Here is a 19,375-nt window from a genome sequence, read left to right on the forward strand (position 1 = left end):
GCAATCTGGATTGGCCCGCAATCTGGGGTGAGGGCGGTTTTCTCTTGGCATTTGACCCTGAAAATGGTGCAAGGCCTCTATGGACAGCGCATTTCTGATCACCGCTTTTGTAACGCTCTTTGTGATCATTGATCCTATCGGGATGACGCCCCTCTTTGTGGCGCTGACCCAAGGCATGAACACGGCGCGACGTCGAGCGATCGCCATTCGCGCCTGTGTCACCTCCGCGCTGCTGCTCATTCTCTTTGCCGCGCTCGGTGAGGCGGTGCTGAGTTTTATCGGCATTTCCATGCCTGCGTTTCGGATCGCGGGTGGGTTGTTACTGTTTCTGACCGCGCTCGACATGCTCTTTGAGCGGCGTGGACAGCGTCGCAAAGGACAGGCAGATGCGGCAGAAGAAGAAGACGGTGACGATCCGTCAATCTTTCCCATAGCTATTCCCCTGATTGCCGGACCGGGGTCGATTGCCACGGTGATCCTCTTGGCAGGGCAAAAACCGGGGGCTGAAGGGTTGCTCTGGGTGATTGGCGTGATGTTGTCGGTGATCGCACTGGTCTTTGTCATGTTTCTGACCTCTGGCCTGCTGGAACGCGCGCTTGGCAAGGTCGGGATCAACGTGGTGACGCGCCTTTTGGGCATGCTGCTGGCGGCGCTCGCTGTGCAATTCGTTCTGGACGGGTTGCGCGGCTTTGGTCTGGCGGGATGAGCGCCTATATCTGAGCCATGGAACAGGTTGATTATACGCAGTTGACGTATCTCGTCATCCTTGGATCGGTGATCCTGATGTGGTTTGTGGTGCAAAACCGCGCATCTTTGGGCAAGTTGATCCAACAGGCGATGATCTGGGCGCTGATTTTCCTCGGGGCTCTGGCCGTGGTCGGGCTCTGGGATGATATCCGTCAGACTGTCCGGCCCATGCAGAGCGTGGTCTCGGAGGATCGGATCGAGCTGCCGCGCGCGCCGGATGGGCATTATTACCTGACCGCAGAGGTCGAGGGTGTGCCCGTGCGGTTCGTGGTTGATACGGGAGCGAGCCAGATCGTGTTGAACCAAAACGATGCAGAGCGGATCGGGATCGACACCGGAAAGCTGGCCTATATGGGGCGCGCCTTTACCGCCAATGGCGAGGTGCGAACGGCCCCGGTGCGGCTGAAAAGCTTGGCGGTGGGGCCGGTGCAACATTCAGATGTGCGCGCGGTGGTGAATGAGGGCGAGATGGGCCAGTCATTGCTGGGAATGGCGTATTTGCAGCGGTTCTCGAGCATCGAAATCACGGGTGGCTTGTTGGTGCTGACCCGGTAGTTTGGACCGGACTGCGATCTTGAAGGGCGCGCGCGGCGCCTGAGGCGGGGTGAGGGCAGGTTTTGGCCTGAAGGGGACATTTGCCCCAATCTCCAAAGCGCGGACTCAAGGCGCGGCACGCGCCGCCGCGCAGCGGTCATGCCGAAGGCATGCCTCCGGCATGACCCGTCCCGTCGCACCGTAGGTGCGCCACTTTAACTCGGCACGCCTCTGGCGTGACGGGCGGCCGCTTTTGCAACGGTGCAGTCTCTTGAAATCGCGGGAGTGTTTGGCAGATATAAAGTGCCAGACGACGAAGACGCAGCGCCCACCCGGCGGACGGGCACCGCGCGTCTCACCAGTTGGGGCCAATGTCCGCTTCAGGCCACTCGCCCCTCGCCTGCCTCAGCGAATGACAATCTCATCGCTGCGCAACAGTCCCAGAACCTCGCGTGCCTGCTGATCGAGCAGGTCGAGATCGAGATAGCTGTCCGACAGACGCCGGGTTAGGTTCTCCATCCGCGCCACCCGCGCGTCAAGCGCGTCGAGTTGGGCCTGCAACTCCACGCTCTGCGCGTCGATTTCGGCACGGCGGAACAGGCCATAATCCCCCTGTACGGCAGCAAACGTGAAATAGGCCCCCAGAAAGAAGGCGATCACGAAAAAGATCAACAGGCCCCAAGGGCGGCTGCGGGGTGTCATGCTCTGGTCTGCCTCATCATTCCGCCTCGTGCCGGGCGTTTCGCCTACAATGCCACAGGTGATTCGCTTTGTGAATCCCCTTTCGCCGTGGCCTTGCCCGCTCTAGCATACCCGCAAAAGGAGAGCACAATGCAGGACAGCCCGGCGCAGGATAGGCTTGAGACCCATCAGGTGACAAACCAGCCCGCCCCGCGTGGCGATCTCGATCTCTGGGCGGGCGATCCGGGCTTGCAAACCCATGCGACGGCGGCAGGGGCCGATCCAGAGGTGTTGGCCGCTTACGGGGCGCGCATCGGCACCGAGTCGCTGCTCGAGGCGGGGCGCGCCGCCAACCGCCATCCGCCCGAACTGTTGCTCTTTGATGCGGGCGGACGCAGGCGGGACGAGGTGCGGTTTCACCCGGCCTATCACGATTTGATGCGCGTTGGCATCGGCGCGGGCTATGCGGCGCTTGCGTGGGAGGGGGCGAGGGGCGGGCATGCCAGCCATGCCGCGATGGTCTATATGACCTCTCAGGTGGAACCGGGCGTTTGCTGTCCGATGACCATGACCTATGCCGTCGTGCCCGCGCTACGGGCTGACAAGGCGCTCTTTGCCGACTGGGTGCCCAAGCTCACAGCGCGCGCCTATGATCCGGCACCCAAGCCACTGGCGCGCAAGCCGGGTGCCACGATGGGGATGGCGATGACCGAAAAGCAGGGCGGATCGGACATCCGCGCTACTGCCACCACGGCCACGCCCGACGGCGATACCTATCGCCTTGTCGGGCATAAATGGTTCTGCTCTGCGCCAATGTCGGACGGGTTTCTCACACTTGCGCAGGCGCCCGAGGGGCTCACCTGCTTTCTGGTGCCACGCTGGCTGGAGGGGGGGCGCAATGGCATCCAGATCCAGCGCATAAAGGACAAGCTGGGCAACCGCGCCAATGCATCGGCTGAGATCGAGTATCACGGGGCCATCGCCTATCGGCTGGGCGATGAGGGCGCCGGGCTGCGGACTATTCTCGAGATGGTGCATCACACGCGGCTCGATACCGCCATGGCCCCGGCGGGGTTGATGCGGGCGGCGCTGGATCAGGCGCAGTATTGGGCCTGCCACCGCTCGGTTTTTCAGAAACGGCTCATTGATCAACCGCTGATGCGCGCCGTTCTGGCCGATCTGGCGCTGGATTGGGAGGGCACGCTGGCGCTTGGTCTGCATGTGGCGCGGGCGTTTGACGGGCGGGGGGCCGCGGACCGCGCCTTTGCCCGCCTTGGCGTGGCTCTGGCCAAATTTATGGGCAACAAGCTCTGCCCTGGTGTGGTCTATGAAGCGATGGAGGCCATGGGCGGCATGGGCTATGTCGAGGATACGCCCCTGCCGATGCTCTATCGCGAAGCGCCGCTCAATTCGATCTGGGAAGGGTCGGGCAATGTCATCTGCCTTGATATCCTGCGCACCCTGCGCAAAGAGCCGCTGGCCGGTGAGGCGTTGAGCGCGGAACTGGCCAGCGTCGCCGGGCAGGACCGCCGCTTTGACGCGGCCCTCAGGGCGCATATGCAGACCTTTCCCAAGCTGCCAGAAGAGGCACAGGCGCGCTGGTATGCCGAGAGCCTCGCAACGCTTCTCACCGCCTCGGTGCTGATGCGGCATGCGCCGGACGCGGTAGCAAGCGCCTATATCGCCACACGGCTCAGCGATCCGCGCGGACGCGTGGCCGGGGCGATTGGCACGCTCGACACCGCCCCGATTCTGGCGCGGTTGGGGGGCGGGGCATAATAAATTCACAACGTCGAATGTGTTTGATCCAGATCAAGGTCAACGCCTCTGCGCACGGCCTAGAGTCCCCTTATAAAATAAGGATTCCGAACTCATCTTTGTCTGAAAGAGGACATCATGCGCAATGTCATCATGGCCGCCACCCTTGGCCTTGCCACGCTGACCAGTCCCGCCATGGCCGAAGACGCCAAGCAGATGGTCACGATCCTGACCAGTGGAGAGCCGCAAACGCAGCTGATGGCCATGGTTCTGACCCTCCAGACGATTCAGGCCGGGGCAAGCTCCTATGTGCTGCTCTGCGGCCCCGCCGGTGATCTGGCCCTGAAGGACGCCCCCGCCAGTGCCACCGACCCGCAAGCGCCGATGGGAATGAGCCCACAGGGTCTGATGCAAAAGATCATGGACGCCGGGGCCACAGTCGAGGTGTGCGCCATCTACCTGCCCAACAAGGGCGTTGACAGATCCGACCTGCTCGACGGGATCACCGCCGCCAAACCGCCCGCGGTGGCCGTGCGCCTCTTGGCGGACGAAACGCGGATCATGTCCTTCTGAGGCAGAATCTGCGGGCCCGCCTCACATCCTCGCCCGGCGTAACAAGTATTCTGGTTGAAATCGGGACGAACATGCGAGGCGGTCCACATTTCAAAGAGTGGATTTGGACTGGACTATGCCTTGGCTGGCAAGCGATGCGCTGCGCGGCGGCACGTGCCGCGCTTTGGTCATCGGGTCAAATGTCAGCGACGGTCCAGACCTGACCCTGCTCACGCCTCGGCTTTCTTCTCCCAGCGGCCACCCGCCTCGGACCAATACTGAGCGGTGCAGCCGGCACCGGTCAGGGTCTTCCACTGGCTGCGCGCCGCCTGAACCGCCGCATCGTCATTGCCGTCAAAGAGGATGCAGACCCGGTCCAGCATTTGCACCTCTTCGGCGCTGACCTCTGCCGCATCAATCGCCATCAGGCAGACCGCGCCATTGGGCCGCGCGCTGTCAGTCGTCAGCAACACCGGCTGATCGGCATCCTGCGGCCCGCCGGATAGGCCATGCGGCAGAAAGCCGTCCTCGGGCCCCAGCCAAAGGCGTTCATCCAGCCAGACCATCCGTGCCCTGTCCCGGCCACGCACCACCACACGCCAGCCCACGCTCAAGGATTTATCCAAGAGCATCGGCAAGGTCGCCTCGAGCGGTTGGCGCGTCAGATGATAGAAATAGGCGGCGCCCATCACCTCTCCTCGAGCAGATCCGCCACCAGTCGGTTGAGCGCCAGAACACCCCAGCCGGTTGCACCCTTGGGGGCATAGGTGGTGTCGGCCTTGACGCTGGCGACGCCCGCGATGTCGAGATGCACCCAAGGCATGCCGTCCTGCACGAAACGATGCAGGAATTCCGCCGCCGTGATCGTACCCGCCGGCCGCCCGCCAGAGTTCTTGACGTCCGCGATCTGGCTCTTGATGATATCGGCATAGCCCTGCCCAAGAGGCAGACGCCACGCGCCCTCGCCCTCGGTTTTGGCCGCGCGCAGGAAGGCATTGCAAAGCCCATCGTCATTACTGAGCACGGCGGCATTTTCATGGCCCAAGGCCACGATGCAGGCACCGGTGAGGGTGGCCAGATCAATCATGCCACGCGGTTTGTAGGTTTCCTGTGCATACCACATCACATCGGCCAGAACGAGCCGCCCTTCGGCGTCGGTGTTGATGACCTCGATGGTGTCACCCTTCATTGAGGTGACGACATCGCCGGGACGGGTGGCACGGTCCGACGGCATGTTTTCCACGATGCCCACAAGGCCCACGACATTTGCCTTGGCCTTACGCAGCGCCAGCGTGCGCATGACGCCCGCGACGACGCCCGCGCCCCCCATGTCCATGGTCATCTCTTCCATGCCGGCCGCGGGCTTGAGGCTGATGCCGCCGGTATCAAACACCACACCTTTGCCGATCAGAGCCAGCGGCGCCTCGCCTTTGGGTCCGCCCAGCCATTCCATCACGGCCAGTTTCGACGGGCTGGCGCTGCCATGACCCACCGACAGGATTGCGCCCATGCCGAGCTTTTCCATGTCCTTTTCTTCGAGGATGGTGATCTTGAGCCCCAGATCCTGCATCGCGGCGATGCGATTGGCAAATTCCGTGGTGGTCAGGTGATTGGCTGGCTCGCTGACCAGATCGCGGGTAAAAAACACCCCCTCGGCAAGTGCCAGCACTGGAGCGGACTCGGTCCGGACCTCATCTGGTTTGCCGGTCATCAGGGTGATGGCACCCGGATCTGTCTTGTCCTTGGCGGTCTTGGAAGGTGTCTTGTGGGTTGTGAATTCGTAGGACCGTAGCAGCGCCCCCAAAATCACGTCCACCGGGCGGCGTAGCGCGGCGCCGAGAATGAGCAATGGTTTGTCGCCTTTGATCCGGCCCAGGCTGACGCCTGCGCGACGGCTCTCGGCGGGGCTGGCGCTGCGCGGCAGGATCACCACATCCACCGCCTCTGCGGCCATTCCGGCAGGCCAGTTGATCGTGATCACGTCGCCGGGTTTTTTATCGTTCAAGGCTGCCGCCTCGATCAGCCGGGCGAGCGCACCGCGCGTCATGCGGTTGATGCGCCGCGCGCCTGCGTCCAGCTTGCCTTCGGGTGGAATGATCACCGCAATGCGGCCCGGCACCGTGGCCAGTGCATCCAGATCGGTCTCGGCAAAGACAACAGGCAGGGGTCGGGTCATCGGGAACTCCTCATGGTTCAGCTTTTCCAAGACCTAGCGCGGCTTGCCGCCAATGACCAGTTAGCAGTTTTCCCCCGCAATCAATTCGGCTAGGTTGCCCGACAAGTCTGCTGCCATGGGGGATAAGAGTGACCAGATTCGACAGGTACATGCTGTCGCAATTCATGGTTCTGTTCGGTTTTTTTGCGCTCGTTCTGGTGTCGATCGTCTGGATCAACAAGGCGGTGCGCATGTTTGACCGGCTGATCGGGGATGGCCAGCCCGCATGGGTCTTTGTAGAGTTCACGGCACTGACCTTGCCGGGAGTGATTGGCGTTGTCCTGCCCATCGCGGCCTTTGCCGCGGCGGTCTATGTGGTGAACCGTCTCTCCTCTGAGAGCGAATTGACGGTGATGCAGGCCACGGGCTATTCGCCGCTGCGATTGACGCGCCCGGTTCTGGTCTTTGGCGTGATTGTTGCGGTGATGATGTCGCTGCTGGCGCATTACCTCATCCCCGGGAGCCTGAGCCAATTGCGTCTGCGCCAAGATGAGGTGTCGCGCAACATCTCGGCCAAGCTGTTGAGCGAAGGCGAATTCCTGCACCCTGCCCCCGGAATCACCTTCTATATTCGCGAGATCACTCAGACGGGCGAATTGCGCGATGTGTTCCTGTCCGACCGACGTGATCAAGAGGCCCCCGTCACCTATACCTCGTCGCGCGCCTATCTGGTACAAGAGGGCGGCGGCACACGTTTGGTTATGGTCTCCGGGCTGGCCCAGAATATCCGTGCCGATCAGAACCGGCTCTTTACGACCTATTTCGATGATTTTTCCTATGACATCAGCAGTCTTGTCAGTCGTGATGTGGTCAATCTCGATGAGGTGGCCTTTGCCAACACACTCGAGATGCTGCGTGATCCCGAAGCTGTGGCGACCCGCACCGGGACAACCTATGGCACGGTCATGTCACAGACCCATGGCCGGATCACGGCTGCGCTCTTGTGTGTCATCGCGGCGCTGGTGGGATTCTGCACCCTTCTGGTGGGGGCGCATAGCCGCTTTGGTGTCTGGCGTCAGGTGCTTTTGGCCTTTGGGCTTTTGGTGGGGATCAAGATTGTCGAGAGCATCGTGGTGGCCCCGGTTCTGCTGAATGGAGCGCTCTGGCCGCTGCTCTATGTGCCGGTTCTGCTGGGGCTGGTTCTTTCGGGGCTGCTATTGTCCATTGCCAGCCATCCGGGCGTCTGGCGACGGTTGACGGGGCGCGGTCGCCGCTCGGCAGAGGTGGCGTCATGATTCTGGAGCGCTATTTCGGCCGTCGCTTTTTCATGAGTTTTCTCGGGGTCACCGTCACGCTTGTGGTGATGTTGGGACTGATTGATCTGATGGATGAATTGGGGGACTTCCCCGAACTGGCATTCGGTCAGGTGTTGGGCATCGTGCTGCTGAAGCTGCCGGAAGCCTATTACGAGATCATTCCGCTGGTGATGATTCTTGCCTCGGTGGGGCTTTTCCTGCGGCTGGCGAGGACGTCGGAACTGGTGGTGCTGCGTGCCTCGGGCCGCTCGGCGCTTCAGGGGCTCCTGGCTCCGGCGGCGGTGGCGCTTGCCATTGGCCTTTTGGGGTTGGCGGTGGGTAATCCGCTCGTGGCGGCGACGTCAAAACGACATCACGATCTGGTCAACAGCTATTCCGGGCAGGCGTCGTCGGATCTGGCGATTGCCTCGGAGGGGTTGTGGTTGCGGCAGAGCGCGGCAGAGGGGCAGACGGTGATCTATGCGGCCCGCGCCAGTTCTGATCTGGGCACGCTCTATGCGCCCAGCTTTTACGACTTTGCGCCGGACGGCAAACCCCTGCGCCGCATCAGCGCCACGTCGGCGCAGCTTGAGGAAGGTGCGTGGGTGTTGACCGAGGCCAAGATCTGGGATCTTGCGCAAGGGGTTAATCCAGAAGCCTCGGCGCGCGAAGATGCACAGATGACGGTGCCCTCAGACCTGACACAAGATCGCATTCTCGACAGTTTTGGCAGCCCGGAATATGTCCCGATCTGGGAGTTGCCCAAGTTCATCGCCCAGCTTGAAGAGGCCGGATTTTCGGCCCGACGCTATGCGATCTGGTTTCAGAGTGAACTGGCCCAACCGGTGTTTCTGGTCGCGCTGGTGTTGATTTCGGCGGCCTTTACCATGCAGCACACGCGCGGGGCCAATGTGGGGCTCTCGGTGCTGACGGCGGTGCTCTTGGGCTTTGGCCTGCATTATATCCGCAATTTTGCGCAGATCCTTGGTGAGAACGGGCAGATTCCGATCCTGCTGGCGGCATGGGCGCCGCCGGTGGCCTCGCTCTTCATCGGTCTCGGAATCCTTTTGCATCTGGAGGACGGATGACCCGGTTTGCCCGTATTCTGCTGGGCCTGCTGTTGGCGATGGCAACGCCGGTTGGCGCGCAGGATAGCTCTGTTGATCCTGCTGTTTTGGTGGCGGATGATGTGCGCATCACCGAAGACAACCAATTGATCGCCTCTGGCAATGTCGAAGCGCTCTATCAGGGGCGTCGCCTCAAGGCGCGGGAAATCGTTTATGACCGCGCCACCGAACGACTCGTGATCACGGGACCACTCACGCTTACGGATGTCGATGGCAGCGTGGTCCTGGCCGATAGCGCTGAGTTGGACCGCGACCTGACCAACGGCATTCTGCGCGGGGCGCGGATCGTGATGCAGGATCAGTTGCAATTGGCGGCGGTTGAAATGCGCCGCACCGATGCCCGGTTCAACCAGCTCTACAAGACGGCAGTCACCTCTTGTCGGGTGTGCGAGACCGGACGCCCGCCGCTCTGGCAGATCCGGGCGCAGCGGGTGATCCATGACGAGGAGGCGCGGCAGCTCTATTTCGACAACGCTCAGTTCCGGATCCTGAACACGCCGGTGCTCTACCTGCCCCGCCTGCGTCTGCCCGATCCCACGCTAGACCGGGCGCATGGGTTTCTGACCCCGTCGCTGATCAATTCGACGCTTTTGGGCACAGGCATCCGGGTGCCCTATTTCATCCCGATCGGTGAGAGCCGCGACCTGACGCTGGCGCCGTTTTGGGCCACCAGTTCGAAGCGGCTGGAACTGCGCTATCGGCAAGCGTTTCGCAAGGGAGAGATCGAATTCAATGGCGCAGTTGCGAAAGATGACTTTAGCCCGGACGAAACACGGGGGTATCTCTTTGGCAGTGGTCGGTTCGATCTGCCGCGCGATTTCGTCCTTCGGTTCAATGTCGAACTGAGCAGCGATGATACGTTCCTGCTGGATCACGACTTTTCCGACAAGGACCGGCTGAAGAACGAGCTCTCGGTCGAACGCGCGCGCCGCGATGAATATATCCGAGGCGCAATCACCCATTTCAATTCGCTCCGCATCGGCGAAAGCAATTCCACCCTGCCGACCCTTGCGGGAAATGCGGAGTATGAGCGCCGCTTCTTTCCGGCGCGGCTGGGGGGTGAATTGCGGTTTGGCGCTGCGCTGCACAGCCATTATCGCGGCTCGGACTCGACGATTGCCACGCTCGACCGCTATGCCGATGGGCGCGACGTGACACGATTCAGCACCCGGCTGGACTGGTATCGCGGCTGGACCCTGCCCGCAGGCGTGCTGGCCAGCTTTCGAACTGGGTTGATCCTCGATCACTTCGAGATTTCTCAGGCCGGGACCACCTCTGCCCCGGATGCGACCGAACTCACGCCCAGTCTCGCGCTTGAATTGCGCTGGCCTCTATTGAAATCCACCCGGTATGCCGTAACCCATATCATCGAACCTGTCGTTCAACTGGCGTGGTCTGGTGGGTCCAACCCAAACATCCCGCTGGATGAGGCAACGCAGATCGACTTTGACAAAGGCAATCTGTTCAACCATTCCCGTTTCAATGCGCCCGACCGACGCGAGCGGGGATATAGCGCGGCTTACGGCGTGAGCTGGACGCGGATTGATCCGGCTGGCTGGCAAGGCAGCCTCGCTGTCGGACAGGTCCGGCGCGACGAGCGTTTGCTCGAACGCGATGGCATTACCCCCAGCTTTAGCAAGTCGTCGGGACTGCGCGACCGCACGTCGGATTTGCTGATTGCCGGTCAATTCCGCAATGCCACCGGATTGACCGTCACCGCGCGCGGCCTGTTTGACTCGATGTTCGACACCACCAAGGCCGAGGCCCGCGCCAGCTGGCAGAACGCTTACACCAATATCGGGGCGACTTATGTGTGGCTGTCGGCCGATCCCGCAGAGAACCGGCCCTCTACCGTATCGGAATGGGCGATTGATGGCAGCTACCGATTTGCCAAACAGTGGACCGGCCATGCCGAATGGCGGTTTGACGAGGCGGCCAGTCGCAGCGTGCGTGCCGGTGCCGGTCTGACTTATTCCAACGAATGCGTCGATATCACGCTTTCGGTCTCGCGCCGCTTTACCTCTTCGACTATCCTTGAACCTGAAACCAACATCGGCTTTACGGTAGGGTTTACGGGGTTCTCCTCCGCAACCCGTGACCCGAGCTTTACCCGGACATGCAGGAACTGACCAGAATGACACCGATCCTCCGCCGCACACTTGCCGCCCTGACCCTAGCCGCGATTGGCTTGACGGGGTTGCCCGGAGGGGTAAGTCCGGTGCAGGCGCAAAACCTGTTTGCACCCGCAATCCACGTCAACGATCAGGCGATCACCGGATATGAGCTGCAACAGCGCGCCCGGATGCTGACGCTGTTTCGCGCGCCGGGCGATCCACAGCGGTTGGCACGCGAGCAGTTGATCGAGGAACGCATCAAACTGGACGCCGCGCGGGCCGCAGGGCTGGTGGTTGAGGATGACATGGTCCGTACCGGCATGGAGGAATTCGCCGGACGGGCCAATATGACCGCAGATCAACTCATTTCATCGCTCGAAGAGGCTGGCGTGTCGCAGGAATCCTTTCGCGAATTTGTGCGTGCTGGGATCACATGGCGCGAACTCACGCGCGCGCAATTTGCCTCGCGCGTGTCGGTGAGTGAGGATGATCTGGAGCGTGCGACTCGCGCGCTGACAGGGGGGGCGGCGGTGCGTGTGCTTCTGTCAGAAATCATTTTGCCTGTCACCAGCCTTGGGGATGCCGAGGCCAAGCAGGCTCTGGCCACACAAATTGCCGAAGCGGACAGCGAAGGCGATTTCGCCGCCGCCGCGCGCCAGTATTCCGCAGCACCCTCGGCCGGACGCGGCGGGCGAATGGAATGGGTCGCGCTCTCGGACTTGCCGGCGGGCTTGCGCCCTATCGTGCTGGGTCTTGCCCCCGGCGAGGTGTCCGATCCGCTGCCCATCGACGGCGGGCTCGCCCTCTTTTACATGCGCGACATCGAGGAAACCTCTGTGGCTGCGCCGGACTATTCTGCCATTGAATATGCAGCCTATTACATTTCTGGCGGGCGCAGCGCCGAGGCCCTGCAACGCGCCGCACAGGTGCGCGCGGCGGTCGATACCTGTGACGATCTCTATGGTGTGGCCAAAGGCCAACCGCCTGAAGTGCTGGAACGCGGATCAAAGGCCCCCGAGGAAATCCCGCAGGATATCGCTGTGGCGCTGTCCCAGCTTGATCCCGGTGAAACCTCGGCCAGTGTGACCCGCTCCAACGGGCAAACGCTTGTGTTCCTGATGCTCTGTGGCCGCTCGCCCAAGTTGGATGGCGAGGCACCGTCGGTTGAGGATCTGTCGAATTTCATCCGCAACCAGCGGATCGAATCCTTTGCCAATGGGTATCTTGAACAATTGCGTGCCGAGGCGCGGATCGTCGAGCGGTGAGCACGCCAATTGCGCTCAGTTGTGGGGAGCCCGCGGGGATTGGGCCGGAAATTGCGGCTGCAGCCTGGGACCGTTTGAGGGGCGCTCTGCCGTTCTTTTTGATTGGCGACCCGGCGCATTTGCCCACTGGCACGCCCATTGCCTGCATCTCCGATCCCGCTGAGGCATCTGCTGCATCGGTCCTTGCCCTGCCGGTTTTGGTGCATGCGTTTGACGGGCCATTGACCCGAGGCGTGCCCAATCCCGCCCATGCGCAGGGCGTGATCGACGTGATCGCACGCGGTGTGGGGTTGGTGCAATCGGGCGCTGCGCTTGCGCTCTGCACCGCTCCTATCCACAAACAGGCGCTGCAGGACGGCGCGGGATTCGCCTTTCCCGGTCATACCGAGTTTCTGGCGCATCTGGCCGGGGTGGACCGCGTCGTGATGATGCTGGCCTCGGATCAATTGCGCGTCGTGCCCACCACCATCCACATTCCGCTCAAGGACGTGCCGCAGGCGCTGACGCCCGATCTACTGGCAGCGACGATCCGTATCACCCATGCCGCGTTGATCCGCGATTTTGGCCTGAGCGCGCCGCGTTTGGCCATCGCAGGCCTCAATCCGCATGCCGGCGAGGGCGGCAAGATGGGGCGCGAAGAGATTGACGTGATCGGGCCGGTGCTGACCCGCCTACGCGCCGAGGGGCTGGATCTGCGCGGCCCGGTGTCGGCGGATACGATGTTTCACGCCGCAGCCCGTGCGCAGTATGATGCCGCGATCTGCATGTATCACGATCAAGCTCTCATTCCGATCAAGACGCTGGATTTCGACCGGGGCGTCAATGTCACCCTTGGTCTGCCGTTCATCCGCACTTCGCCGGATCACGGCACGGCATTGGACATTGCAGGACAGGGCCGCGCCAACCCCACATCGCTGATCGAGGCGCTGAAACTGGCGCAAGTCATGGGCGAGGCACGCCGCGCATGAGCCCGCTCGAGAGCCTTCCGCCGCTGGCTCGGGTGATTGCTGCGCACGGTCTCTCTGCTCGCAAATCCCTGGGTCAGAATTTCCTGCTGGATCTGAACCTTACCTCTAAAATCGCCCGGCAGGCGGGGGATCTGACCACCTGCGACGTGCTGGAGATCGGCCCCGGTCCCGGTGGCCTGACACGCGGGCTCTTGATGGAGGGTGCGCGGCATGTGCTCGCCATCGAAAAGGACGCCCGCTGCCTACCGGCGCTGCACGAGATTGCCGAGGCCGCGCCGGGCCGCCTGACGGTGCTCAATGCCGATGCGCTCGATCTCGATCCGCTGGCGCATCTGACGCCACCCATTCGCGTGGTAGCGAACCTGCCCTATAACGTGGGCACCGAATTGCTGATCCGATGGCTCACGCCGCCTGACTGGCCCCCGTTCTGGCAATCGCTCACATTGATGTTTCAGCGTGAGGTGGCGGAGCGGATCGTAGCGCAGCCGGGGGGCAAAGCTTACGGGCGGCTGGCGCTCTTGGCCCAGTGGCGCGCCGTGCCGCGCATCGTGATGCACCTGCCGCCGGGGGCCTTTACCCCGCCGCCCAAAGTGTCGAGCGCGGTGGTGCATCTGACCGCCCTGACCGAGCCGCGTTTTCCGGCCGACCCCAAGATATTGGAGCGCGTGGTCGCCCGCGCCTTCAACCAACGCCGCAAGATGCTGCGCGCAGCGCTCAAGGGCGCGGCGCCCGATATCGAGGATCGGCTGTTGGCGGCAGGCATTCAGCCCACGGACAGGGCCGAGACCGTGAGTCTCGAGCAGTTTTGTGCGCTTGCACGGGTGATGCCGGGCGGGGCGGAGGCGTGAGGAAATGGCGTAAGACGGACGTTGGCCACATAGGGTAAGCCGCGCAAGATGAGCGGCGCAAGACCAAGAGCACAGGCTGCTTCCCCAACGTAAAATTCACACTCGCAACCGCGGCGCGATTGGTGTATGAAATAGTTTAATGCTAAACTATATTCGCCAACAAGGAGTCGCCACCTCATGGTTGCCCGGAAAAGCACAAAGAAACCAAACGTTTCAGCCGACGATCTCAAGCAATACTATCGCGACATGCTGCTCATCCGGCGATTCGAGGAAAAGGCGGGCCAGCTCTATGGCATGGGTCTGATCGGCGGGTTCTGTCACCTCTATATCGGGCAGGAAGCGGTGGTTGTCGGCCTTGAGGCCGCCGCCGAAGACGGCGACCGCCGCATCACCACCTACCGCGATCACGGGCATATGTTGGCCTGCGGCATGGACCCCAAGGGCGTCATGGCCGAGTTGACGGGGCGCGAGGGCGGTTACAGCCGGGGCAAGGGCGGCTCGATGCATATGTTCTCGACCGAAAAGCGGTTCTACGGCGGGCATGGCATCGTCGGGGCCAATGTGCCGCTCGGGGCCGGTCTGGCCTTTGCCGACAAATACCTTGGCAATGACCGGGTGACATTCACGTATTTCGGTGATGGTGCGGCCAATCAGGGGCAGGTCTATGAGACCTTCAACATGGCGGCACTCTGGAGCCTGCCGGTGATCTTCGTGATCGAGAACAACCAGTATGCGATGGGCACCTCGCAACAGCGCTCCACCTCGTCACCCGATATCTATCACCGGGGCGAGGCCTTTGGCATTCCCGGCGAGATGGTCGATGGCATGGATGTGCTGGCCGTCAAAGAGGCCGGTGACAAGGCCGTGGCACACTGCCGCTCGGGCGCCGGACCCTACATTTTGGAGATCAAGACCTATCGCTATCGCGGCCATTCGATGTCTGACCCCGCCAAGTATCGCACCCGCGAAGAGGTGCAGAAAATGCGCGATGAGAAAGACGCCATCGAGCATGTGCGCGATCTGCTGATTTCCGGCGGCCACGCCACGGAAGAGGATCTCAAGGCGATCGACAAGGACATCAAGGAAGTGGTGAACGCCAGTGCCGAGTTTGCCAAGGAAAGCCCGGAGCCTGCGATTGAAGAGCTCTGGACCGATATTATTGCCGATACGGCACCGCAGAACGCCTGAGGAGGAGAGACGACAATGGCAACCGAAATCCTGATGCCCGCGCTCTCTCCGACCATGGAGGAAGGCACGCTTGCGAAATGGCTCGTTAAAGAGGGGGACACGGTCAAGGCCGGTGACATCATGGCCGAGATCGAGACCGACAAGGCGACGATGGAATTTGAGGCGGTCGATGAGGGCACCATCGGCAAGATCCTGATTGCCGAGGGTACCGAAGGCGTGAAGGTCAATACGCCAATCGCCGTACTTCTCGAGGATGGCGAAAGCGCGGAGGACGCAGCAAGCGCCCCCGCAGCCAAAGCCTCGGAAGAAAAGCCCAAAGATGAGGCGAGATCCACCCCCGCCACAGCGAAAGCCCCCGAGGCCCCCAAACCCGACACCAGCCCGGATTGGCCTGAAGGCACCGAGATGCAGAGCATGACGGTGCGCGAGGCGCTCAATTCGGCCATGGCCGAGGAAATGCGCCGCGACGACACCGTGTTTATCATGGGCGAGGAGGTGGCCGAATATCAGGGCGCCTATAAGATCACCCAGAACCTGCTCGAAGAGTTTGGCGCCAAGCGCGTGATCGACACGCCAATCACCGAACACGGCTTTGCCGGGATCGGCGTGGGCGCGTCTTGGGGCGGGCTGCGGCCCATCGTGGAATTCATGACCTGGAATTTTGCCATGCAGGCGATTGACCAGATCATCAACTCCGCCGCCAAGACGCTCTATATGTCGGGCGGGCAGATGGGCAGTCCCATCGTCTTCCGGGGCACCAATGGTGCGGCGGCGCGCGTGGGCGCGCAGCACAGTCAGGATTACGCGGCATGGTATGCGCAGGTGCCCGGCCTGCGCGTGGTGCAGCCCTATTCGGCGGCAGATGCCAAGGGTCTGTTGAAAACAGCCATCCGCGATCCCAATCCGGTGGTGTTCCTCGAGAATGAAATCCTTTATGGCCGCTCGTTCGAGGTGCCCAAGATCGACGATTTCACCATTCCGTTCGGCAAGGCCAGGATCTGGCGCGAAGGCACCGATGTGACCATCGTCAGCTTTGGCATCGGCATGACCTATGCGTTGGAAGCCGCGGAAAAATTGGCCGAGGACGGCATCAGCGCCGAGGTGATCGACCTGCGCACGTTGCGCCCGATGGATACGGATACGGTCATCGCCTCGGTGATGAAAACCAACCGCTGCGTGACGGTGGAAGAAGGGTGGCCGGTTGCCTCGATCGGCAATCATATCTCGTCAGTGTTGATGCAGAAGGCCTTCGATTATCTCGACGCGCCGGTGATCAACTGCACGGGCAAGGATGTGCCGATGCCCTATGCCGCCAATCTGGAAAAGCTGGCGCTGACCTCGACCTCCGAGGTTATTGATGCCGTGCGCCAAGTGACCTATCGTTGAGGGAGAGACGCGATGCCAATTGAGATTCTGATGCCCGCCCTCTCACCCACCATGGAAGAGGGCACGCTGGCCAAATGGCTGGTCAAGGAGGGCGATACCGTGTCCGCAGGCGACCTCTTGGCTGAGATCGAGACCGATAAGGCCACGATGGAATTCGAAGCCGTAGAGGAGGGCGTCGTCGGCAAGTTGCTGGTGGCGGAAGGCACCGAGGGGGTCAAGGTCAACACCCCTATCGCGGTCATGCTGGAAGACGGCGAGAGCGCCAGCGATATCGGCAGCGCCCCGGCGAAGGCCAAGACATCCGAAGCGCCCAGCGAAAGAACACCCGAGGCGGCGCCACAGACGGCGGACGCGGCCAAGCCCGCGCCTGCCGCGCCCAAGTCCGGCGATGGCGCGCGCATCTTTGCCTCGCCGCTGGCACGGCGGATTGCGGCAGACAAGGGGATTGATCTCGCAGGGATCAAGGGCTCTGGCCCGCATGGGCGGATCGTGAAGGCGGATGTGGAGGGGGCCAAATCCTCGGCCGCGCCCGCCAAGGATGCCGCCAAACCCGCCGACAAGGCCCCTGCCCCGGCAACCATCGCGTCTGGTCCGTCCTCGGATGCGGTGATCGCCATGTATCAGGGCCGCGAGTATGAGGAGGTCAAGCTCGACGGGATGCGCAAGACCATCGCTGCGCGGCTGACCGAGGCCAAGCAGACCGTGCCGCATTTCTATCTGCGTCGCGAAATCCGTCTGGATGCGCTGATGAAATTCCGCGGTGAGTTGAATGCGCAGTTGGAGGCGCGCGGCGTCAAACTGTCGGTCAACGATTTCATCATCAAAGCCTGTGCGCTGGCGTTGCAAGCGGTGCCGGATGCCAATGCCGTCTGGGCCGGAGACAAGGTATTGCGGTTGAAGCCGTCGGATGTGGCCGTGGCTGTGGCGATTGAGGGTGGGCTGTTCACGCCGGTTCTGAAAGATGCCGAAATGAAATCGCTCTCGGCTCTGAGTGCGGAAATGAAGGATCTGGCCAAGCGCGCGCGCGACCGCAAGCTGGCCCCGCAGGAATATCAGGGCGGCACCTTTGCCATTTCGAACCTTGGTATGTTCGGGATCGAGAATTTCGATGCCGTGATCAACCCGCCGCATGGCGCGATCCTCGCCGTGGGCGCGGGCCTGAAAAAGCCGGTGGTGGGCAAGGATGGCGAACTTTCGGTGGCCACTGTCATGTCGGTGACGCTGTCGGTGGATCACCGGGTGATCGACGGCGCACTTGGCGCGGAATTGTTGGGCAAGATCGTCGAATACCTCGAAAATCCGCTGGTCATGCTGGCCTGAGATTTCTGCCCCGGCATTTGGGTCGGGGCGGGTTTATGGCCGTGAGCGAACGTTGGCCCCAAAAACCACGCGCGGAATCAAGCCCGAAGGGCGCCGCGCGATCGCTGGGCCGTCCCGCGGCCTAGCGATTTTGAGAGGGCGTGTAACGCTTGGGACGATTGTCAGCTCACGGCCATTCCCCACGTCAAAGCGGCGCGCGAAAGATCACAAATGCCCCGGCCGCGATCAGCGAGAACCCGAGCGCGTGGTTCCAAGTGATCGGTTCCTTGAGATAGAGCACAGAAAAACCTGCAAAGATCACCAGCGTGATCACCTCTTGCATGGTCTTGAGTTCCGCCGCCGAATAGACGCGGTGCCCAAGCCGATTGGCGGGCACCGCGAGCATGTATTCAATCAGGGCAATGCCCCAGCTTATCAGGATGACAAGCCAGAGGGCGACATGCGGAAACTTGAGGTGCCCATACCACGCGAAGGTCATGAAGATATTGGACAGGCTCAAGAGCACGACCGGTGCCAGCCACAGCCAAAGGCCGTGCATGCGCGTCAGTCGCTCGCATCGTCGTCAGTGCCGCGTACGCCCAAGAGTTGATCCATCTTGACCGAGGGCTGATCACAACCCGCCTCACCGACAATGCGCGCGGGCACGCCCGCCACGGTCTTGCACGGTGGCACCTCTTGCAGCACCACCGACCCTGCGGCGATGCGCGAGCAGTTGCCCACGCGGATATTGCCCAGAACCTTGGCCCCGGCCCCGATAAGAACGCCATTGCCGATCTTGGGGTGGCGGTCCTCTTCTTCTTTGCCTGTGCCGCCAAGGGTGACGGAATGCAGCATCGAGACATTGTCGCCCACCACCGCCGTTTCACCGATCACGATGGAATGTGCGTGGTCGATCATGATGCCCTTGCCGATCCGTGCGGCGGGGTGAATATCGACGCCGAACACCTCTGAGGCGCGCATCTGGAAAAAGCGCGCGAGATCGCGGCGGCCCGTGGTCCAGAGCCAATGCGCGATGCGATAGGCTTGGATGGCCTGAAACCCCTTGAAGAAGAGAAGCGGCAGGAGAAACCTGTCGCAGGCCGGATCACGGTCATTAACTGCGACGATGTCGGCGCGCGCGGCGAGGCCGATTTCCGGGTCGGAGGCCAGCGCCTTGTCGCAAATCTCGCGCAGGATCTGTTCGGGCATCTCGTTCGAGGTCAGCTTGAGCGAAATCCGATAGGCCAGCGCTGATTCGAAGGTCCCATGGTGCAGGACACTTGAATGGATCAGCCCGCCCAACAGCGGCTCATCGGCGATTGCAGCCTTGGCCTCTTGGGCGATCTGTCCCCAGACCGGATCAAGTTCGGCCAGCTTTCGTCTTGTATGCGCCATGGGGTATGCTCCTGTAGATCAAGGTGAGTATATCAGATAGGCAGAGCAGGTAAAATGCAAAGG

At 62.0% G+C, this 19,375-nt stretch carries 18 protein-coding genes; 13 read left to right on the top strand and 5 right to left on the bottom strand.

Features of this window, described 5'->3' with window-relative positions; translation table 11 throughout:
* Positions 1 to 79: 79 nt before the first annotated feature.
* Together ACSSVY_RS17940 and ACSSVY_RS17945 are read left to right on the top strand one after the other, a co-directional pair.
* On the top strand, positions 80 to 706 hold the full coding sequence (locus ACSSVY_RS17940) for a MarC family protein (RefSeq protein ID WP_454271024.1): 627 nt from the start codon (positions 80 to 82) through the stop codon (positions 704 to 706).
* A gap of 17 nt (positions 707 to 723) precedes the next feature.
* Positions 724 to 1,302, top strand: coding sequence for a retropepsin-like aspartic protease family protein (locus ACSSVY_RS17945; protein ID WP_454271026.1), 579 nt, complete (start codon positions 724 to 726; stop codon positions 1,300 to 1,302).
* Positions 1,303 to 1,686: 384 nt separating this feature from the next.
* Here the strand turns inward: ACSSVY_RS17945 and ACSSVY_RS17950 are convergent, their stop codons facing one another.
* Positions 1,687 to 1,983, bottom strand: coding sequence for an FtsB family cell division protein (locus tag ACSSVY_RS17950; RefSeq protein WP_009817958.1), 297 nt, complete (start codon positions 1,981 to 1,983; stop codon positions 1,687 to 1,689).
* A gap of 129 nt (positions 1,984 to 2,112) precedes the next feature.
* On the opposite strand from ACSSVY_RS17950, the gene ACSSVY_RS17955 reads away from it, so the two are divergent.
* Both ACSSVY_RS17955 and ACSSVY_RS17960 read left to right on the top strand, forming a co-directional pair.
* Complete coding sequence (locus tag ACSSVY_RS17955) at positions 2,113 to 3,741, top strand: acyl-CoA dehydrogenase family protein (RefSeq protein ID WP_454271028.1); 1,629 nt, start codon at positions 2,113 to 2,115, stop codon at positions 3,739 to 3,741.
* Positions 3,742 to 3,858: 117 nt separating this feature from the next.
* The gene (locus ACSSVY_RS17960) at positions 3,859 to 4,293 is read left to right on the top strand and encodes a hypothetical protein (protein WP_454271030.1); all 435 of its coding nucleotides are present in this window, start codon (positions 3,859 to 3,861) and stop codon (positions 4,291 to 4,293) included.
* 209 nt (positions 4,294 to 4,502) lie between these two features.
* Here the strand turns inward: ACSSVY_RS17960 and ACSSVY_RS17965 are convergent, their stop codons facing one another.
* Together ACSSVY_RS17965 and ACSSVY_RS17970 are read right to left on the bottom strand one after the other, a co-directional pair.
* The gene (locus ACSSVY_RS17965) at positions 4,503 to 4,961 is read right to left on the bottom strand and encodes a DNA polymerase III subunit chi (protein WP_454271031.1); all 459 of its coding nucleotides are present in this window, start codon (positions 4,959 to 4,961) and stop codon (positions 4,503 to 4,505) included.
* Complete coding sequence (locus ACSSVY_RS17970) at positions 4,961 to 6,448, bottom strand: leucyl aminopeptidase (protein ID WP_454271033.1); 1,488 nt, start codon at positions 6,446 to 6,448, stop codon at positions 4,961 to 4,963. The genes ACSSVY_RS17965 and ACSSVY_RS17970 overlap by 1 nt, the downstream gene beginning before the upstream one ends.
* Positions 6,449 to 6,597: 149 nt before the next feature.
* Here ACSSVY_RS17970 and lptF point away from each other — a divergent pair, with 149 nt between their 5' ends.
* The 9 genes from lptF to ACSSVY_RS18015 all read left to right on the top strand — a co-directional run bounded on the left by lptF (position 6,598) and on the right by ACSSVY_RS18015 (position 17,938).
* On the top strand, positions 6,598 to 7,722 hold the full coding sequence (gene lptF, locus ACSSVY_RS17975; RefSeq protein WP_454271095.1) for an LPS export ABC transporter permease LptF: 1,125 nt from the start codon (positions 6,598 to 6,600) through the stop codon (positions 7,720 to 7,722).
* Positions 7,719 to 8,810, top strand: coding sequence for an LPS export ABC transporter permease LptG (lptG, locus tag ACSSVY_RS17980; RefSeq protein WP_454271034.1), 1,092 nt, complete (start codon positions 7,719 to 7,721; stop codon positions 8,808 to 8,810). The genes lptF and lptG overlap by 4 nt, the downstream gene beginning before the upstream one ends.
* The gene (locus tag ACSSVY_RS17985; RefSeq protein WP_454271036.1) at positions 8,807 to 10,978 is read left to right on the top strand and encodes an LPS-assembly protein LptD; all 2,172 of its coding nucleotides are present in this window, start codon (positions 8,807 to 8,809) and stop codon (positions 10,976 to 10,978) included. Before lptG ends, ACSSVY_RS17985 begins: the two co-directional genes overlap by 4 nt.
* A 5-nt stretch (positions 10,979 to 10,983) precedes the next feature.
* Entirely contained in the window at positions 10,984 to 12,228 is a 1,245-nt protein-coding gene (locus ACSSVY_RS17990; protein ID WP_454271038.1) for a peptidylprolyl isomerase, read from the top strand.
* Positions 12,225 to 13,196, top strand: coding sequence for a 4-hydroxythreonine-4-phosphate dehydrogenase PdxA (gene pdxA / locus ACSSVY_RS17995; RefSeq protein WP_454271040.1), 972 nt, complete (start codon positions 12,225 to 12,227; stop codon positions 13,194 to 13,196). The genes ACSSVY_RS17990 and pdxA overlap by 4 nt, the downstream gene beginning before the upstream one ends.
* Complete coding sequence (gene rsmA / locus ACSSVY_RS18000) at positions 13,193 to 14,044, top strand: 16S rRNA (adenine(1518)-N(6)/adenine(1519)-N(6))-dimethyltransferase RsmA (protein WP_454271042.1); 852 nt, start codon at positions 13,193 to 13,195, stop codon at positions 14,042 to 14,044. The genes pdxA and rsmA overlap by 4 nt, the downstream gene beginning before the upstream one ends.
* 177 nt (positions 14,045 to 14,221) lie before the next feature.
* A complete protein-coding gene (gene pdhA / locus ACSSVY_RS18005) occupies positions 14,222 to 15,232 on the top strand; it encodes a pyruvate dehydrogenase (acetyl-transferring) E1 component subunit alpha (RefSeq protein ID WP_009817947.1) in 1,011 nt (336 codons plus the stop codon).
* Between the two features lie 15 nt (positions 15,233 to 15,247).
* Positions 15,248 to 16,618 (top strand): pyruvate dehydrogenase complex E1 component subunit beta, encoded by a 1,371-nt coding sequence (locus ACSSVY_RS18010; protein ID WP_454271043.1) that lies wholly within the window; start codon positions 15,248 to 15,250, stop codon positions 16,616 to 16,618.
* Between the two features lie 12 nt (positions 16,619 to 16,630).
* The gene (locus tag ACSSVY_RS18015; RefSeq protein WP_454271045.1) at positions 16,631 to 17,938 is read left to right on the top strand and encodes a pyruvate dehydrogenase complex dihydrolipoamide acetyltransferase; all 1,308 of its coding nucleotides are present in this window, start codon (positions 16,631 to 16,633) and stop codon (positions 17,936 to 17,938) included.
* A gap of 184 nt (positions 17,939 to 18,122) precedes the next feature.
* On the opposite strand, the gene ACSSVY_RS18020 is transcribed toward ACSSVY_RS18015, so the two are convergent.
* Together ACSSVY_RS18020 and cysE are read right to left on the bottom strand one after the other, a co-directional pair.
* Positions 18,123 to 18,476 carry a DMT family protein gene (locus ACSSVY_RS18020; RefSeq protein ID WP_008280572.1) on the bottom strand — a complete coding sequence of 118 codons (354 nt, stop codon included), beginning with the start codon at positions 18,474 to 18,476 and terminating at the stop codon, positions 18,123 to 18,125.
* A gap of 5 nt (positions 18,477 to 18,481) precedes the next feature.
* A complete protein-coding gene (cysE, locus tag ACSSVY_RS18025; protein WP_009817943.1) occupies positions 18,482 to 19,312 on the bottom strand; it encodes a serine O-acetyltransferase in 831 nt (276 codons plus the stop codon).
* Between the last annotated feature and the right edge of the window lie 63 nt (positions 19,313 to 19,375).

The organism is Roseovarius sp. MBR-51 (assembly GCF_053628575.1).

Excerpts from the sequence above, each read along its gene's own strand:
- ACSSVY_RS17945 (WP_454271026.1), top strand. The coding sequence starts at position 724 with ATGGAACAGGTTGATTATACGCAGTTGACGTATCTCGTCATCCTTGGA.
- lptG (WP_454271034.1), top strand. The coding sequence starts at position 7,719 with ATGATTCTGGAGCGCTATTTCGGCCGTCGCTTTTTCATGAGTTTTCTC.
- ACSSVY_RS17955 (WP_454271028.1), top strand. The coding sequence starts at position 2,113 with ATGCAGGACAGCCCGGCGCAGGATAGGCTTGAGACCCATCAGGTGACA.
- lptF (WP_454271095.1), top strand. The coding sequence starts at position 6,598 with ATGCTGTCGCAATTCATGGTTCTGTTCGGTTTTTTTGCGCTCGTTCTG.
- rsmA (WP_454271042.1), top strand. The coding sequence starts at position 13,193 with ATGAGCCCGCTCGAGAGCCTTCCGCCGCTGGCTCGGGTGATTGCTGCG.
- ACSSVY_RS17950 (WP_009817958.1), bottom strand. The coding sequence starts at position 1,983 with ATGACACCCCGCAGCCGCCCTTGGGGCCTGTTGATCTTTTTCGTGATC.
- ACSSVY_RS17960 (WP_454271030.1), top strand. The coding sequence starts at position 3,859 with ATGCGCAATGTCATCATGGCCGCCACCCTTGGCCTTGCCACGCTGACC.
- ACSSVY_RS17970 (WP_454271033.1), bottom strand. The coding sequence starts at position 6,448 with ATGACCCGACCCCTGCCTGTTGTCTTTGCCGAGACCGATCTGGATGCA.
- ACSSVY_RS18010 (WP_454271043.1), top strand. The coding sequence starts at position 15,248 with ATGGCAACCGAAATCCTGATGCCCGCGCTCTCTCCGACCATGGAGGAA.
- cysE (WP_009817943.1), bottom strand. The coding sequence starts at position 19,312 with ATGGCGCATACAAGACGAAAGCTGGCCGAACTTGATCCGGTCTGGGGA.
- ACSSVY_RS17990 (WP_454271038.1), top strand. The coding sequence starts at position 10,984 with ATGACACCGATCCTCCGCCGCACACTTGCCGCCCTGACCCTAGCCGCG.
- ACSSVY_RS17940 (WP_454271024.1), top strand. The coding sequence starts at position 80 with ATGGACAGCGCATTTCTGATCACCGCTTTTGTAACGCTCTTTGTGATC.
- ACSSVY_RS18015 (WP_454271045.1), top strand. The coding sequence starts at position 16,631 with ATGCCAATTGAGATTCTGATGCCCGCCCTCTCACCCACCATGGAAGAG.
- pdhA (WP_009817947.1), top strand. The coding sequence starts at position 14,222 with ATGGTTGCCCGGAAAAGCACAAAGAAACCAAACGTTTCAGCCGACGAT.
- ACSSVY_RS17985 (WP_454271036.1), top strand. The coding sequence starts at position 8,807 with ATGACCCGGTTTGCCCGTATTCTGCTGGGCCTGCTGTTGGCGATGGCA.
- ACSSVY_RS18020 (WP_008280572.1), bottom strand. The coding sequence starts at position 18,476 with ATGCACGGCCTTTGGCTGTGGCTGGCACCGGTCGTGCTCTTGAGCCTG.
- ACSSVY_RS17965 (WP_454271031.1), bottom strand. The coding sequence starts at position 4,961 with ATGGGCGCCGCCTATTTCTATCATCTGACGCGCCAACCGCTCGAGGCG.